Origin of the sequence: Arthrobacter oryzae, assembly GCF_003634095.1 — a bacterium.
Taxonomy (GTDB): Bacteria; Actinomycetota; Actinomycetes; order Actinomycetales; family Micrococcaceae; genus Arthrobacter; species Arthrobacter oryzae.
The window spans coordinates 38,290-54,219 of the sequence record NZ_RBIR01000013.1 but is presented as its reverse complement, the minus strand read 5'-3'; the positions used below and the strand labels follow the sequence as shown (position 1 = coordinate 54,219).

The 15,930-nt window shown below is 68.3% G+C and carries 17 protein-coding genes; 10 read left to right on the top strand and 7 right to left on the bottom strand.

Annotated elements, in window-relative coordinates; genetic code table 11:
• Positions 1-7 precede the first annotated feature (7 nt).
• Entirely contained in the window at positions 8-490 is a 483-nt protein-coding gene (locus C8D78_RS19000; protein WP_120955423.1) for a hypothetical protein, read from the top strand.
• Positions 491-503: 13 nt separating this feature from the next.
• Complete coding sequence (locus C8D78_RS18995) at positions 504-1,454, top strand: hypothetical protein (protein WP_120955422.1); 951 nt, start codon at positions 504-506, stop codon at positions 1,452-1,454.
• Between the two features lie 117 nt (positions 1,455-1,571).
• Here the strand turns inward: C8D78_RS18995 and C8D78_RS18990 are convergent, their stop codons facing one another.
• The 4 genes from C8D78_RS18990 to C8D78_RS18975 form a co-directional block, all read right to left on the bottom strand.
• Complete coding sequence (locus C8D78_RS18990; protein ID WP_341867129.1) at positions 1,572-3,527, bottom strand: DUF4389 domain-containing protein; 1,956 nt, start codon at positions 3,525-3,527, stop codon at positions 1,572-1,574.
• Between the two features lie 75 nt (positions 3,528-3,602).
• A complete protein-coding gene (locus C8D78_RS18985) occupies positions 3,603-4,049 on the bottom strand; it encodes a flavodoxin family protein (RefSeq protein ID WP_120955421.1) in 447 nt (148 codons plus the stop codon).
• A complete protein-coding gene (locus tag C8D78_RS18980; RefSeq protein WP_120955420.1) occupies positions 4,046-5,101 on the bottom strand; it encodes a zinc-dependent alcohol dehydrogenase family protein in 1,056 nt (351 codons plus the stop codon). The genes C8D78_RS18985 and C8D78_RS18980 overlap by 4 nt, the downstream gene beginning before the upstream one ends.
• Positions 5,098-5,427 (bottom strand): hypothetical protein, encoded by a 330-nt coding sequence (locus C8D78_RS18975; RefSeq protein ID WP_120955419.1) that lies wholly within the window; start codon positions 5,425-5,427, stop codon positions 5,098-5,100. The genes C8D78_RS18980 and C8D78_RS18975 overlap by 4 nt, the downstream gene beginning before the upstream one ends.
• Before the next feature lie 316 nt (positions 5,428-5,743).
• Here C8D78_RS18975 and C8D78_RS18970 point away from each other — a divergent pair, with 316 nt between their 5' ends.
• Positions 5,744-7,258 (top strand): amidohydrolase, encoded by a 1,515-nt coding sequence (locus tag C8D78_RS18970; protein ID WP_120955418.1) that lies wholly within the window; start codon positions 5,744-5,746, stop codon positions 7,256-7,258.
• A 31-nt stretch (positions 7,259-7,289) separates the two neighbouring features.
• Here C8D78_RS18970 and C8D78_RS18965 read toward each other — a convergent pair whose 3' ends face one another.
• Positions 7,290-7,799 carry a hypothetical protein gene (locus C8D78_RS18965; RefSeq protein ID WP_120955417.1) on the bottom strand — a complete coding sequence of 170 codons (510 nt, stop codon included), beginning with the start codon at positions 7,797-7,799 and terminating at the stop codon, positions 7,290-7,292.
• Positions 7,800-8,238: 439 nt separating this feature from the next.
• Between C8D78_RS18965 and C8D78_RS18960 the strand changes: the two genes are divergently transcribed.
• Entirely contained in the window at positions 8,239-8,856 is a 618-nt protein-coding gene (locus C8D78_RS18960) for a uracil-DNA glycosylase family protein (protein WP_120955416.1), read from the top strand.
• 20 nt (positions 8,857-8,876) lie between these two features.
• On the opposite strand, the gene C8D78_RS18955 is transcribed toward C8D78_RS18960, so the two are convergent.
• Both C8D78_RS18955 and C8D78_RS18950 read right to left on the bottom strand, forming a co-directional pair.
• Complete coding sequence (locus C8D78_RS18955) at positions 8,877-10,175, bottom strand: type II toxin-antitoxin system HipA family toxin (protein WP_120955415.1); 1,299 nt, start codon at positions 10,173-10,175, stop codon at positions 8,877-8,879.
• Positions 10,172-10,492, bottom strand: a complete 321-nt coding sequence (locus C8D78_RS18950; RefSeq protein WP_244208503.1) for a type II toxin-antitoxin system Y4mF family antitoxin — start codon at positions 10,490-10,492, stop codon at positions 10,172-10,174. Before C8D78_RS18950 ends, C8D78_RS18955 begins: the two co-directional genes overlap by 4 nt.
• Positions 10,493-10,764: 272 nt before the next feature.
• Between C8D78_RS18950 and C8D78_RS18945 the strand changes: the two genes are divergently transcribed.
• The 6 genes from C8D78_RS18945 (at position 10,765) to C8D78_RS18920 (ending at position 15,929) form a co-directional block, all read left to right on the top strand.
• Positions 10,765-11,523 (top strand): glucose 1-dehydrogenase, encoded by a 759-nt coding sequence (locus C8D78_RS18945; protein ID WP_120955414.1) that lies wholly within the window; start codon positions 10,765-10,767, stop codon positions 11,521-11,523.
• 19 nt (positions 11,524-11,542) lie between these two features.
• Positions 11,543-12,499 carry an L-lactate dehydrogenase gene (locus C8D78_RS18940; protein ID WP_120955413.1) on the top strand — a complete coding sequence of 319 codons (957 nt, stop codon included), beginning with the start codon at positions 11,543-11,545 and terminating at the stop codon, positions 12,497-12,499.
• A gap of 235 nt (positions 12,500-12,734) precedes the next feature.
• Positions 12,735-13,250, top strand: a complete 516-nt coding sequence (locus C8D78_RS18935) for a hypothetical protein (RefSeq protein WP_120955412.1) — start codon at positions 12,735-12,737, stop codon at positions 13,248-13,250.
• A gap of 121 nt (positions 13,251-13,371) precedes the next feature.
• On the top strand, positions 13,372-13,980 hold the full coding sequence (locus C8D78_RS18930) for a DUF305 domain-containing protein (protein ID WP_120955411.1): 609 nt from the start codon (positions 13,372-13,374) through the stop codon (positions 13,978-13,980).
• Positions 13,981-14,077: 97 nt separating this feature from the next.
• Entirely contained in the window at positions 14,078-14,773 is a 696-nt protein-coding gene (locus tag C8D78_RS18925) for a FadR/GntR family transcriptional regulator (protein ID WP_120955410.1), read from the top strand.
• Between the two features lie 103 nt (positions 14,774-14,876).
• Positions 14,877-15,929, top strand: coding sequence for an asparaginase (locus C8D78_RS18920; RefSeq protein ID WP_120955409.1), 1,053 nt, complete (start codon positions 14,877-14,879; stop codon positions 15,927-15,929).
• Position 15,930 lies beyond the last annotated feature (1 nt).

Sequence of the window (15,930 nt, the reverse complement as noted above, 5' to 3'; positions counted from 1 at the left end):
TCCGTATATGGATTACGACGCCGCCCGGTCCCGGGCCCGGGAAGCTGAAGCAAGCCTCTCCCTCACCGAGCCGGTCTCCCTGGCATCAATCCAGGCGCATCTTGAACGGCAACGGAGCCGCAAGATCGTCATCAACCCCATCGAAGGGGCAACGGACAAGGTCTGTGGGCTGTGGTTTGGGCTGGACCACATGGACCTGATCCTGCACGCCCGGGGGGCATCAGAAGTCCACCGGCAGCAAATTGTCCTCCACGAGTTCGCCCACATGATCCTGCGCCACGAGCAGGAGATCCTCTCGGCCGAATACGCCGGCACATTCTTTCCGGACCTCGACCCGGAACGCGTCGTCAAGGCACTGAGGCGCTCAGATTTCCTCAACGAGTTCGAGGTCACGGCGGAACTCCTTGCAGACCGCCTGGCGGCAAGGATCCGCCTCTCCCAGGACCGCGCCGGTGGCCAGCCGGGCAATTTCGGCCCGGTATTCGGATGATCGGGGTATTCGGATGATCCAGCTCCTGACGGCTGCGGTTCTCTTCGTCCTTGCGGCGGCCCGGATCCCGGCCATGATGCGGAACCGCCGCGATACCGTGTTCCTTTCGGCCTTGTTCGCCGGTGCCGGCTCGCTGCTGATGTCACCTGCCGTGTATGCCACGGTCGATCACTGGATCGGCGGGATCAATCTCGCCAACCTTGCCTTGCATTCCTCGATGATTTGCAGCCTCTGGTACCTCCGGCGCGCGGTCCTGGAGGCGATCGTGCCGGCCGGCGCGGGCCGGGCATTGGTGCGCTCCCTGCCGCTGACCCTCACGCTGGCGCTGCAAGCGGTGTTCTTCCTCCTGACAGGCCCCACCACGACGACGGACAGCTGGGGGCTTTACCATTACCGCCTGCCGGCCGCCCTGTTTTCCGCCGTGCTGATCGTCTTCATAGGGTGGGTCTGCTCCGGGGTCGGCGTGGCCTGCTTCCGGTACATCCCGCGGATGCGGCGCTCGTTCAAAGCCGGCTTCACCATGGTCGGCGTTGCGGCCGTCCTCGGCCTGTTCGTGGCCGTCAAGTTCACGATCGGGCTGCTCTCCGTCCCGATCCCGGCGCTCCTGGAAGTCCCCGTGCCCTCCGACGCCTTCATCAGGGTCTTGGAGATGCTCACCCTCATCCTGGGCGGGGCGGGCCTGACTGTGCCCGCCGTCGCCGGCCATACCCGCCTCAAACGGCAGGCCCGCTGGGCGTCCGACACCCTCGCCGGCGTCGAACCCATCAGGGAACGGGTGCTAGGGCTCGTGGGCGCCGAGCGGCTCCTCGAAAGCGACCCCGCCGCGCCAGTCCGGGAACGGCTTCACCGGATGATCGTTGAGCTCTGGGACGCCGAGCTTGCGTCCGGCGGAATCCTGACCCCGGGCGAGCGGACATTCCTGCTGGCCGCGGAAGAGCAGCTGGACCTCAACCGGGTCCGGTGACGGGCCGAACACCGCGAGCGGTCCGGGGGCATTCACCCGCCCCGGCCCGTGCGGCCTGCGCTCTGCCGGAACCGCGCCGAACGAGCACCACCGGAACTCCATCGGGCCAGGGTGGCGCTAAGTAACGGGCGGGCCTTCCGGGCCTGCTTCGCCGCGTCCGCTGGCGGGGTGCGGCCCGTTTTGGCCCTCCTGCGCGCCCGGGTGCCCCTCGCCGCGCGGGCTGCCTTCACCTTCGGCGGTCTCATGGTTGATCGAGGCCGCGGGACCGCCGATGCCGTAGAAGTCGGGCTGACCGCCACCTGGGCCGGCCGGCGTCCCTGCGGGGGAACCGGCGTCTGGGCCTGAACCGGGTCCGGGACCGGGGCCGGGGGCGGCCCCCGGGCCCGGACCGGTAAAGGAGCCGGCACTCGGGCCGGGGGCTGGACCAAAGCCGGGGCCCGGTGCCGGGGCGGCGCCGGGAGGCTGGTATGGGGGTGCCGCGGCGGCTCCGGCCGGGGGTGCGGGGACGGGTCCGGCGTACGCGAGCGCAGGCAGGTCACCTGGATCCACGGGACCCATGTCGAGGTGGAACGGCGGATATTCGTCCCGCATCAGGGACACGTAGGTGATGACGCGGTAGATCCAGCGGTTCAGGCCGAGGAGCAGGTCGAACAGCCCCCGGAAGTACTGGCCGGTGAACAACAGGATCACCCCGGCAATTAAGACCAGCAGACCCAAGAGGGAGATGCCCACTCCTTCCTGCACCCAGCGGCCGTCCCGGAACTCCCCTGACGTCGCCGTGCCGGTCAGCAGGCCGATGATCAGCAGATGCGGTATGGCCAGCAGCCACGATTTCACGAAAATCAGTCCGCGGGACAGCCGTTCGGGATAGTCGACGTCGAAGTCCGCCGGGTAACTGGTGCGGGCCAGGGTGAATGGCGGGTAAACGTCCGTGCCGATCGCGCTCAGGGCGTAGAAGGCCACTCGCCAGTTCCAGCGGATTACGCCGACATTGAAGTCAAAGAGCGAACGCGGGTAGCGCCCCGTGAACAGGATCGCGAACCACGCCACAAGGGTGACCACCCCGAAAGCGAACCAGAGGAAGAACAGCACGATGTAGTGCGGAATGGCCAGGAACCACTTGACCAGCCACATCCAGCGGGACAGGTTCGGGTCGAGGTAGCCGTTGAGGCGCGCCGGATACACATAGCGCGACGGCGTGCCCGGCGGCACGGGATAGGGAGTTCCCTGCGGGGTTGCATAAACCCCTGCCGCGCCCGGCGCGGCGGCACTGTTCAGCTGCCCCCGGGTCCCGGGCGGGTATGTGCCCACCGGATACGGCTGGCCGGGTTGGCCCGGCGTGGGCGGCAGGTTGCCAGGAGGGACGCCGCTGCCCGGCCCGCCGCGGCCGGATCGTGCGGCGCGGCCCAGTCCGACTGCGCCCAGCACGATCAGCGGCACCCCGATCAGGAGCATCACAATCCCCCCGATGAGCAGCCCGATGAAGACCGGCCAGAGCAGATCGGAGCGCGCCCCCGCCTGCAGGTTCACCGTTACGGGAGCACTCGCGTCCGCGTTCATGACCACGACGGCCCAGCTTCCGGGGCGCAGGTCCCAGGTGAGATCCTGCTCTCCGGGACCGGTGGCGGTCGCGGCCCAGAAACTCTGCCGGGCAGGGTCGGAGGGGGTGTTGGCGCCAGCCACGTCGCGGTAGATGACGCGGAAGGGGTCGAACCTGACGTCGACGATCTCGGTGTGCCGGACACCGGCCAGATACGCCTCGACGTCGGCCCGAGGGCCTATGCCAATGAAGATTTGCTTACCGGGATCGGTGGTGGACCCGCGCAGCAGTACGCTGCCCGCAAAATCCGCGGGGGTGCCCTCGGGGAGGCCGCCTTCGGTCATGGCATCCAGCCGCGGAGTGGTGAGCGCGTAGGAATCGCCTGAGAACGGCGCCGACGGCGTGGTGAAGTACCTGCCGTCGCGCTGCTGGTAGTTGGCCCAGCCCGTGACCCCGGCTCCCGCCAGTAGCCCCAGACCGACGAGTGCGCACAACGCACCGATCACCAGCATGACTATCCGGCCTGCTTTCATGGCCGCCGTCCTTTCAGATGGCCCGTTGGCACGCCCTGTTGGGCGGGACATCCGGGTGTCGGGGCCGGGCGGACCCTACCGCCCGAGCGAGGTCAGCAGGGCCTTCGCCCAGTTGCCGGCCTTGTCTATTTCTCCGGTGCGCAGCGGCCCCTTAGTGCCGCCCACGTAGAACGGCATGGGTTCGGCGATGATGTCGGCCCCTCCGGCGCGGAGGGCACGTGTGATCTTCTTGGCGGCATCGCCGTGGATGAACATCCGCAGACGGGTGTCGAAAGCGGCCGCCTTGACTCCCTTGAGCTGATCCTGGCCAAAGCCGGACAGCAGCTCGGTGACTTTCGGCGTCGGCCGCCAGCCGTTGATGGGGCTGCCGACCACGAGGAGGTCCCCTGCCGCCAGCGCTCCCGAGTCGAAGTCATCCACCGGCACGGCCGCGGCGTCCAGTCCCTCGAGTTGGCCGGCCACAGTCTCGGCCACGGCCTTGGTGTTGCCGAAGGCCGAGTCGTAGACAATGAAGGCTTTCAAGCCGTGATCACCACTTTGAGGGCCTTCGTCTCCGCCGCGCGGGCGAAGGTGTCGTAGGCCTCCATGAACTCGTCAAAGGTGAAGTGGTGGGTCGCGAAACTGTCCGCCGGGACTTTCTGTTGCGCCACGAGCTTGAGCAGCATGGGAGTGGTGTTGGTGTTGACCAGGCCCATGCTGATATTGATGTTCCGGATCCAGAGGTCTTCCACGTGCAGTTGCACGGCCTTGCCGTGCACGCCCACATTGGCCACATTGCCGCCGGGCCGCACGACGTCGATACACATGGTGAAGGTCTCCGGGATGCCGACGGCCTCGATCGCCACGTCCACGCCCTGCCCGTCGGTCAGCAGCATCACCTGCTCTTTCCAGTCGGCATCGCTGGAGAGGACCACATCGGTGGCTCCGAATTCGCGGGACTTCTCGAGCCGGTGCGCGTCAAGGTCGACGGCGATGACGGTGGCGGCGCCGTAGAGGCCGGCCGTGGAGATGGCGGCCAGCCCCACGGGTCCAGCGCCGATCACGGCGACTGTATCGCCGGGCTTGACCCGGCCGTACTGCACGCCGATCTCAAATCCGGTGGGCAGGATGTCCGAGAGCATGACGGCCTGTTGGTCGCTGACGCCCTCGGGCAGGAGGTACAAGGAGTTCTCGGCGTAGGGAACGCGGACGAATTCGGCCTGGGTGCCGTCGATCAGGTGCCCGAAGACCCAGCCGGTACCGGAGGCGCCTTCCTCTCCGAGGCAGTGGGAGTACAGGCCGGCCTTGCAGTTCACGCAGTGCCCGCAGGACTTGATGCAGGAAATGATGACGCGGTCCCCAACCCTGAGACTGGTGACGGATGCGCCGACCTCGGTGATGGTGCCGACACCCTCGTGGCCCAGGATGCGCCCCTTGGCCACGGCCGGAACATCGCCCTTGAGGATGTGCAGGTCGGTGCCGCAAATGGTGGTCGTGTCCACCTTGACGATCACATCGCTCGGGCTCTGGATGGTGGGATCGGGAACGTCGGTCCAAGCCTTCTGGCCGGGGCCGCCGTAGACGAGCGCTTTCATGCGTACTCCTTGGTTCTAAGGATGACCAGCGGGTCTACGAGGCGGAGCCGGCACGGCGTTTCAGTGGCGTCGATTCCGGAATACAGCAACGAGACGCGGGCACGCTCACGGAGCTCGTCGATCGCGGGGGCCGAAACGCGGGCATGGGCGAGGTCGAGCACGAGTTCGAATCCCGGGAGTTTGCTCGTGACCCGGCGGCAGACGACGTAGAGTGCGCGCACGTTGGCCACGGTCACTACGCCGTGCACCTCGATCCGCGCCGTCTCGGCGTCGGCGTCAAGGCGTATCAGAACGTTAAGTTTGGGGTCCCCAATATGGTGATGCATGAATCCGTCAGAGCTCCCTGACGGTTTCCGGGTTTGTGGACAACACCGTGGGTGGACTGTAGTTGTTCATTTGGCCGTGGCCTCCTGCCATTTCCTGCTGAAGCCGGAAAGTGCAAAACGCCTTTTCCTTCCCCAAGTCGCGGCGAGACCCGTACTGCCTTCCTCACAAGCGGCTGTTCCCCCGACGTATGGCCCCCAACTGGCCGCGCAGGAATTACCCCAGATTCAGCTTGGCGGGAATGCGCGCTGGGGGTAAGGGGCGAAAGTCCCTTGCGGCCGTTTGGGTCCTCCGGAGTTCCGTGCTTAGCCTGTTCCCATGGCTGCACCGCTCGAACCCTTCAATCTTCCGGATCTTGTGCTGGCGTCCGTGCGGCAACCGGGGGACGACGTATGCTCTGATGTGCATATACGGGATGGCGTCGTGGCGGCGATTGCGCCGTCGGGCCGGACGGGCACGCTGCCCGCTGCCACCCGCACTGTGGACTTTGATGGCCGCTACATCATTCCGGGGCTGTGGGATGAGCATGTCCACATGACACAGTGGGCGCTGGCCTCCAACCGGCTTGACCTTTCCGGTGCAGGCTCGGCGCGCGAGGCGGCCGGCGTCGTCGGGTCCCACCTCGCACGGATGGGAGGCGAGGACCCGGCTCCGCACGCCGTCACGACTCTCGTCGGCGCTGGTTTCCGTGACGCCGTCTGGACGGATGTACCTAGCCTGGACCTCCTCGACGGCGCGACGAACGGCCGGCCGGCGGCGCTGATCAGCCACGACCTCCACTGTGTCTGGCTGAACTCGGCGGCGGCCCGGCGCTACGGCGTGCCGGTGGACGCAAGCGGGCTGCTCCGCGAGGGACCCGCATTTGCCGTGACCCGCCAACTGGGCAAGCTCCCGGCCGCGGTGGTGGATTCGTGGGTGCAGCGGGCCGGCCGGGCCGCCGCCGCGCGCGGCGTGGTGGGGATCGTGGACTTCGAGATGACCTGGAACCGTGACGTCTGGCTGCGGCGGATCGCCGGCGGCTTCGCATCGCTCCGGGTTGAGGCGGGGGTCTATCCCCAGGATCTGGACCGGGCCGTGACCGATGGGCTGCTGACAGGCTTGGAGGTGGCAGGCAGCGACGGGCTCCTGACGGTGGGCCCGCTAAAGGTGCTGATCGACGGTTCGCTCAATACCCGCACCGCGTTCTGCGTTGACCCGTATCCGGATGGCGGCCACGGTCTGCTGACGGTGAGCGGAACGGAGTTACTGGCTTTGCTGGTCCGTGCCCGCCAGGCAGGCTTTGTACCGGCGGTCCATGCCATTGGCGACGCCGCCAACCAGGTGGCGCTGGACGCTTTTGAGGCGGCCGGTATTGCCGGGCGGGTGGAACATGCCCAGTTTGTCCGGAGCGAGGACCTCCCCCGCTACGGCCGGTTGGGCGTGACCGCGAGTGTCCAGCCGGCGCACGCGCTCGATGACCGGGACGCTGCGGAGGCGAATTGGGTCGGGCGGACGGACCGGTCCTTCCCGCTCCGCTCGCTGCTGGCGGCCGGTGCGACGCTCGCCCTGGGATCCGACGCCCCGGTAGCCCCGCTGGACCCGTGGACCGCGATGTCCGCCGCAACGGCCCGGGCCCGGCAGGACGGCCGCGGGCCGTGGCACGCTGAGCAGGCGCTCACGCGGCAGGAAGCCATCACGGCCTCGACCCGCGGCCGCGGCCGGCTTCGGCTCGGGGACCGCGCCGATCTTGCGGTGCTCGACGGCGACCCGCTGACTGTCCCCGACGCACAGTTTGCCGCGATGCCGGTGGCCGCAACGTTGGTGGCGGGCAGGTTTACGCACGGGGACGCTTAGCTGGCGGAAGCAGGCGCCCCGCTGGCGTCTGCTAGGTGCCTTTGACCCGGGCCCGGACCAAGTTGGCATACGGCAGCCGGCCATACGCTTGCACGAATGCGGCGTGGTACCCGGCCTCGGCCCCGTTGAGTTGCTCCACGGGCAACTCCTTCCACGCGATGATGAGCGAACCGGCAGCGGCGAGCTGCCAGATGAGCCGGCCGTCCCAGTGGCCGGGCGGCTTCCCGGCGCCGAAGTCGACGAATTCCTGGATTTGCCGGCGAAGCCCACGGTTGCCCTTGCTTCCGGGCCCGGCCTTGCCCACGAAAAGGACATCGGCGCCGTCGACCCATTCGGCGTCGAGCGCTTCCGCTTTCAGCGTGGGGTCCTTCTTCTTGAAGACGCCGGCCGTGCTTCTGGCCAGAAACTCCGGGCGGTATCCTTCCGGCCGCAGCACGGCGAATATTCCGGGTTTCTGCGGAATCCGGTTGATGTCAAGGTCTCCGAGCCGCCGGAATCCGGTGAATCCGTCCTGTTTCAGTGACTGTGCGTTGATGGGCATGGATTCCTTGGATCGGGGCGCGGGCGTTCCTTCGATGCTGACAGACGCGCACGTTCGGTGGCTCTTATTTTGTCAGTGCTCGGCCGGAGACTTGAACCGCGAACCCGCGACGACACCTGCCGCACCCCGAACTGCGACGCCCCGATCCGCCGCCTGGCGACGGCGACAAAGAAAAACGCCATGCACCGAGTGGGCCGCATGACGTGAGGCCTGCAGGTACCTTCGCGATCTCGCTAAGAGAAGGCTGGGACACTTTCATGTCCCGAACAACCCGGCGTCATCTGATGGTTACCTGCAGGCAATTTAAGAGTACGCCCGCCGTATCGCCGTGACCAGATGAAGAAAGCCTCTGGTCACGGACGTAAGAACACGCTCTCCCCGAAAGCGTAGAGTGGAGGAAGCCGCCTGATTCTGGACGCCAAGTGCTGAGGGAGAAATCGTGACGATTGACTGGGACGAAAAAAAGACCCTGCTGCAGGAGCCGAACATTGCCGCCGTAACGCAGCTGTGCGACGAACTCATGGAAAAGAAGCCTGGATCCGTGGTCCCCTACATCGACCCCATCCATGACGAGGACGAATGCCGGATTGTCAGCCTCCATGTCAGCCCCGGCAAGGGCACGGAATCGGGCTTTGTTTCACACTTCAATGACGATGAGGCCGCCCGCCGCGCCACCTCCATTTACGAGGCCGCGGAGCTGGATCCCCGCTACGTGATGCCCTGGAACGCCTATCCGTGGGTCCGCGACCCGGAGGCCTCCTCGGCCCTGAACGTCCAGGAGAAGACCGACGGCCTGCGGCCCTTCCGCCAGTTCCTGAAGATCAACCGCCGCGTCTCGGCCGTCATTGCCCACGGCGCAGACGCCCACTCCTTCCTGACGCTGTTCGAGAAGACGTACCACTCCTCGCTGAAGAACCATGGCGTCAAAATTTACAAGGCCACGGCGCTCGGCGGCCGCGCCTTTGCCGTCTCGCCGGTGAAGCAGGAAGAGCTCCTCACCAAGAACGTTGAAGTGTACAAAGACGCCATGCAGCGGGCGGGCATCCAGCACCTCTGAGCCGATAGGACGCCGGCACGTCACCCCGCCATGAGCCGGCGCCGGTGTTTGAGCTCCTTGATCCAGTCCCGGGTGACCGGCGCCGGGAACGGTGAGGCGCCGTCGACGGTCATGGAGCTGAATGCCGTACCCGTCTCAAGGTCCGCCAGCAGTGGTGCGGAGGCCTTCAGCGCCAGCTCCAGCAGTTGGACAGCGGCGCGCTCTGTCAGCCCCATCCCCGTGGCCCAGCCCAGGAAATGCCTCCGCGAAATACCCGTCCGCTTCCCGCCCAGCGTCAGCGCGAGCGTCTTGTCCCCGTAGACCACGGTGGAGGGGATGTCATAGACCGGCGCGATGGACCATTCTCCGGTCGGCTGCTGCACCATCGAAACGTTCTTGGCGTGCAGGTCCCCGTTGCCTGTCAGCCACGCAAATGCCGCCTGCAGGCCCAGATTCCGCAGCGCCGGCAGCGGAGCCGCGCAGTACGCGGCGAGGGCATGGCACACCTGCCCGTAACCCACGTTGTACTTGTCGGCCGGGTACAGCCCCAGTACTTGCGCCCCGTCCTCGACGGCGAGCCGCAGCACCGCGTTCGGTGACCCGGGCGTCGCCGTAGACCCGGTCGCCGTGGGCACCATCGTTTTGGACCCCTCCGTCTGGGCCCCCTCCGTCTGGGCGGCCGGCACCCGGTCGAAGCGCTCCACGAGGAGCCCCGGCCGGCCGGCGACGTCGCGGATCAGCCGGACCCGGCTCAGGGGAATCCGCAGCCGCGCCGCGTAGCGGAACATGGCGCATTCGTTTTCGACGACGTGCGGGAACTCGGGCGCGTTGAGTTTGAGAATGTAGCGGCGGCCGGCGCTGGCCACCGGCATCGAGATCATCCCTGCGGACAGCTTGTCCTGCACCCCGGCAAGCGCCACCGGGTCGATCAGCCCGGAGTCACCCAGCAGGGCATCGAAATCCACGGGTGTGCCCGGGTCAAGTTCGACGGCGTGCTCGTCCGGGTCCAGCTTCTCGCCATGGCCCACAATTTGCACGTCACCCACCGGGTTGGCGCCGGCCGCGATGAGCAACGACAGCTCGTCATCCACACTGGTCTTGACGGAACGGCGCAGGGCATTGAGCCGCCGCCCCTCGGGCAGGAGCCCGGTGAAATAGGGCGGGGCGGCCCCCGCGGCGGACAGCACGGGGACTGTGGTGAGCGGCAGCGAGCTCGCGACGGCGGGGCCCCCGGACGCCAGGTAGGCCGGCAGATAGCTGAACCGGGTGCCGCCGTCGTGCCGTTCCAGCCGCGCCGCCAGCACGCCGGCCTTATAGACATCCGCGACGCGGTGCCTCATGGCCGGGCCTCCGGGCCGTCCGCGGCTTCGCGAGGACCTGGCCTTTCGCCGCGCAGACCGTGGCCGCCGCCCTCACGCGGGCCGGCGAGGGCGCGGGCGGCGGCGCTGGTCCGGGTCTGCACCCGGAGCTCGAGCCCCAGGGTGTCCAAAAGCGCGAGCAGCGAGTCCAGCTGCACGGTGCGTTTTCCCTGCTCGACGAACCGGACAAAACGTTCCGAGACCCCGGTGAGTTCGGCCAGCTCCCGCTGGCTTAGCCGGAGCGATCTGCGCCGGGACCGGACCTCGGCCGCAAGCTGGTCCGGAAACGGGTTGCCCATAGCCGCCTCTCCGTGGGTCAGATAGGCCCGCCAGTACCTGAATCTATAGGTACGAACGTGCCGTTTTCCTTGAATTCACAGTGTAGAGCCGGCAGCAGAGCAGTAACAAGGGCATTCCGGCACGTTCGTACCGGGGATGCGGGCGGGGCAGGAGCTGCCGACACCCCCCGTAGGGTCCAACGGCCCTGCCCGCAGTCCGGACGCGACGGGATGCTGGACAGGGGCGGCCCGCCAGTGCCCCCTGACGCGAGACAGCCTGGAAGGGACACGCCGTGGGACGCCTGGACGGCAAAGTGGCATTGATCAGCGGCGGCGCCCGCGGCATCGGCGGGGCCACGGCCGGCCGGATGCTGCAGGAAGGCGCGAAGGTTGTGGTGGGCGATGTCCTGGACGAGGAAGGGGCTGCCCTCGCGGCCCGGCTTGGCGACGGCGCCCGCTTCGTTCACCTGGACGTGACCAGTCCGGCCGACTGGCAGGAGGCAGTGGACGGCGCCGTCAGCGCGTTTGGCGGCCTCAGCATCCTGGTCAACAACGCCGGAATCGTGAATTTCGGCCGGATCGATGACTATGCGCACGAGCAGTGGGCCCGGATCATCGCCGTGAACCTCACGGGGGTGTTCAACGGCATCAAGGCCGCGGCGCCGGTCCTGGCCCGTTCAAGCCCGGCCGCCATCATCAACGTGTCATCGATCGCCGGACTGCGCGGGTATGAGCAGCTTGCCGGATATACGGCGTCGAAGTTCGGGGTCCGCGGCCTGACCAAGAGTGCCGCGATGGACCTTGGCGGCTTGGGCATCCGGGTCAATTCGGTGCACCCGGGCGTCATCCAGACTCCCATGACGGCGGGCATGACCTTCGACACCGGCCACGTCCCGCTGCACCGGATCGGCCAGCCGACGGAGGTCGCCGATCTTCTGGTGTACCTCGCGGCGGACGAATCGTCTTATGTCACGGGCGCTGAATTCGTGATCGACGGCGGCGAAACCGCGGGTTCGGTCGCCGCGACCCCGGCAGAAATACCGGGAAACTAGGCCGGAAAGAGGCAAAAAAATGTCCCGGAAGAGCGGTTCAAAATTAGCGGTGGTCGGCGCTGGCAGCGTCGGGACGTCCCTCGCCTACGCTGCCCTGATCCGCGGCTCGGCCAGCCACGTGGCCCTGTTCGACGTCAACGCCACCAAAGCGGAGGCAGAAGTGCTGGACCTGGCGCACGGGACGCAGTTCGCCGCCGCGTCGGCTACCGTCACGGGCGGCGGGGATATCTCCGCCACGGAGGGCGCCGACGTCGTGGTTGTGACGGCCGGCGCCAAGCAGGCCCCGGGCCAGACGCGCCTGGACCTTGCGGGCACCAACGTGCGCATCCTTGAGGACCTCATGCCGCAACTGCTGGCGCAGGCCCCGGACGCGGTCTTTGTGCTCGTCACGAACCCGTGCGACGTCCTGACGGTCGCCGCGCAGAAGATCTCGGGTTTGCCCGCATCGCGGATCTTCTCCTCCGGCACCGTCCTGGATACTTCCCGGCTCCGGTGGCTGCTGGCCGAACGCGCCGGCGTATCACTCGCCAGTGTCCATGCCAGCATGGTGGGCGAGCACGGCGACACGGAGTTCCCGGTCTGGTCGGGCGCCACCATCGGCCCGGTGCCGATCCGCAACTGGACGGCCGACGGCGAGCGCATCTTTACCCCCGCACTCCTGGCGGAGACCGCGCGCGAGGTGACGCAGGCGGCCTACAAGGTGATCGCCGGAAAGGGCGCCACCAACTACGCCATCGGGCTGTCCGGAGCCCGCATCGTCGAGGCCCTGGTCCGGGCTGAGAACGCGGTGCTTCCCGTCTCCACCGTGCTGGACGGGCAGTACGGCATCTCCGGCGTCGCGCTCTCGCTGCCCAGCGTCGTCGGACACGGTGGGGTCCTGAAGGTGCTGGACACCCCCATGGACGACGGCGAGCTCGCCTCCCTGCACCGTTCGGCGGAAACGCTGCAGCAGAGTCTGGCGACGCTGGGAATCTGACCCGACAGGCTCGCGGACGTGGCCGTTTTGGGCGTTGGACCCACGATCACCAGCTGGAACAGCAAGGTAGCCCCGAGGCCCGCCAGACACCCTGACCGCGCGAATGCCGCGCTGCCGGCGGGACGGAACCCGGACCAGAGACCGGACGCGGGTCCCCGGTACCCTAGAAGGGCCGCCGCGCAACACTGGCTCACGCGATGGTTAGCAGCGCAAGGGCACAGACAGGAGGACCGCCGTGACCGCCGCCCCCGCAGCACCCCCGGCAACTCTCCTCCGCCGCGCAGCACTCCTGGCCGGCATCCTTGCCGTCATTGCGGGGTTCCTCGGCATGCACATCCTTGCCGGCTTCCACGCAGGGCACAGCCGGGCGCCCCACTGGGACGCCGCGGCCACGTCCGCGGCGGTTCCTCATGACATGCCTGCCGGCCTGGACAGTGCCGGCCACTCGGCCGCCATGGAATCTGCGGCGGGCACTTCCGCCGCCGCCATTCCCGCGTCGGCGGCTTCGGCGACAGCCGGCGGCACGCCGACGCCGGCGTCGTGCACCTGCCAGGGCGGCTGCGCCGAGAAGCCGGCCGCACACCCGGAGTGCACGCCCTTCGCGTCCAGCGCCTCCCTGAGCGCACCGCCGCCGGGCACCACAATGGCGCTGGCCCGCCCATGGGCCGCCACCGCCGCGGCCCAGTGGTCGGCGTCCCAGCACATCCCCGACTCACCCACACCCAACGATCTGTCCATCAGCCGGACGTAGACCGGGCCCGCGCCGTTGATTTTCCGGCGCTTCAACATGCCCGCGGGCGCGCCGCCCTCTTGCGCGGCCGCCCCGCCCGACGCCGGCGTCCGCCGCCGGAATTCCAAAGGACAGATCTGACATGAACAAGACCCTCACCATTTCCGCAACCGCCCTCGCCGCGATAATTGCCCTGGCCGGCTGCTCCACCACCCCGGGCTCAAACCCCGGTAGCACCATGGCCGGAATGGGCAACGGCACCACGGCCGCGAGCTCTCGGCCGGCAGCTGCCGACGCCGGCCACAACGGCACCGACACCCTCTTTGCCCAGGGCATGATCCCCCACCATGCCCAGGCCGTAGAGATGAGCGAGACGATGCTTGCGAAGCAAGGGGCCGACGCGAGGATCAAGGCACTGGCCACCAAGATCAAGGCCGCGCAAGGCCCGGAGATCGAGAAGATGACGGGCTGGCTCACGGCCTGGAACGAGCCCGCGCAGATGGCCGGCGGCCATGCCATGTCCGGCATGATGGGCGACGACGATCTCAAGAGGCTCGATGCCGCCCAGGGAAACGAGGCCGCGAAGCTCTTTCTGCAGCAGATGATCGCGCACCACGGGGGCGCCGTGGAAATGGCGAATGCAGAGGTCCGCAGCGGCGAGAACGCCGATGCCGTGCGGCTGGGCAGGGACATCGCGTCCGCCCAGACCAGGGAAATCGCGGACATGAAGCAGCTGCTCGCCGCGTTGTAGGCAAACGGCCGACAGCTGGGCTGACGGCGGCCCGGACTCCTGCCCCCGGGCCGCCGTCACAGTTGACACCCGGTGTGACCCCTGCCATATTTGAAGCGTGAACCTGTCAGACAGCCGGACAGCAGGACAGCCTCTCGCCCGCCTCAGCGCGGCCGAAGCCGTCTTCAATGTCCTCCGGGCCGAAATCGAATCCGGGAAGCTCGGCGTCGGCGCCAAACTGAGCTCGGAGGCCACACTGGCCCAGCAGTACGGCGTGAGCCGCTCCGTAGTCCGCGAGGCCCTGCGCTCCTGCACCGCACTGGGCCTGACCGTCACGCGGACCGGGCGGGGCACGTTCGTCGTCGCCAACCGCGTGGCCAACGACCTGGTCCTGGGCCAGTACTCCGCGCATGACCTCACCGAGGCCCGGCCCCACATCGAAGTGCCTGCCGCCGGACTGGCCGCCGAACGCAGGTCGCCCGAGGAACTGGACACCATGCGGGACGTCGTCGCCGCAATGACCGCCGAGGACGACCCCGAAGTGTGGGTGGGCCTGGACTCGAGCTTCCACGCGCTGATCGCGCGGGCCAGCGGGAACAAGGTGTTCGAAAACGTCGTGGCGGACATCCGCGAGGCCCTGGCCCACCAGTCCGAGACCCTGAACATGGTCGCGGACCGCCAACGGGCCTCCGACGAGGAGCACCGGCGCATCCTGGCCGCCATCGAGGCCGGCGACGCGGCAACGGCGCGCATCGCCATGAGCCAGCACCTGCACGCCGTCGGCGTTGCCCTCGACTCGATCCTGAACCCGTGACGGCCGGCACCCGGCCCCGCGCCAAGGCGGGCAGGTTCACCAGCCCCAACCACCACATCAGCAGCTTGACCGGCACTACCCGACACCACCGCCAAAGGACGCAATGATTTCTCCCGCCCTCGCGCACCTCCCCACCCCGCCGGCCCCGGCGGGTCTCCCGCAGCACGTCCCGCTCGCGGTCCAGACCCGCGACGGCGTGGTCGAGAGTGTCCACTACGGCTCGGCAATCGCCACCGGGGCAGACGGCAGTACCCTCCTCGCCGCCGGGGAGCCCCTCGCCCCGTTCTACCCGCGCTCCGCCTTGAAGCCGCTGCAGGCCGTCGCCATGGTCCGCGCCGGCCTGGACCTTCCGGACGAACTCCTCGCCCTCGCCGCCGCCAGCCACTCGGGCGCCGCCGCCCACCGCGACGGGGCGCGGCGCATCCTGGACCTGCACGGGCTGACCCCCGGAGACCTGGAGAACAGCACCGACCTGCCCTACGGCGCCCGCGAGCGCGGGGAATGGCTCGGCGGCGGCGGTGAGGCCACCCAGCTGGCGCAGAACTGCTCGGGAAAGCACGCCGCCATGGCCGCCACCTGTGTCATCAACGGTTGGCCGGTTCGGGGATACCTGAACCCGGGGCACCCGTTGCAGCAGCTCGTGGCCCGTACCGTGACGGAGCTGACCGGCGAGGAGCCGGAGCGCACGTCAACTGACGGCTGCGGCACGCCGCTTTTCGCCCTCACCCTGCGCGGGATGGCCCGTGCGTTCGGCAAGCTGGCCGCAGTGGCTGAATCCGGGAAGAGCGCAGAGGCCGCCGTCGCCGGCGCCATGCGCCGCCACCCGTACATGGTGGCTGGCGAGGACCGTGACGTCACCGCGCTGATGCGCCTGGTCCCCGGCCTTCTGGCCAAGGACGGGTTCGAGGGTGTCCAGCTGGTGGGACTGCCGGACGGCCGCGGCGTCGCAGTGAAGATCTCCGACGGCGGGGACCGGGCCCGGATGCCGGCCACCGTGCGGCTCCTGGCCGTGCTCGACGTCGACACCTCCTCCCTGGCGCGCCTCGCCGCATCCCCTGTGCTGGGCGGCGGCCGGCCCGTCGGTCTTTTGCAGGCGACCGACTTCCTTGGTGCCGGCCGGACCCCCAACGATCCCAACGCCTTCGACGCCCTGTAAG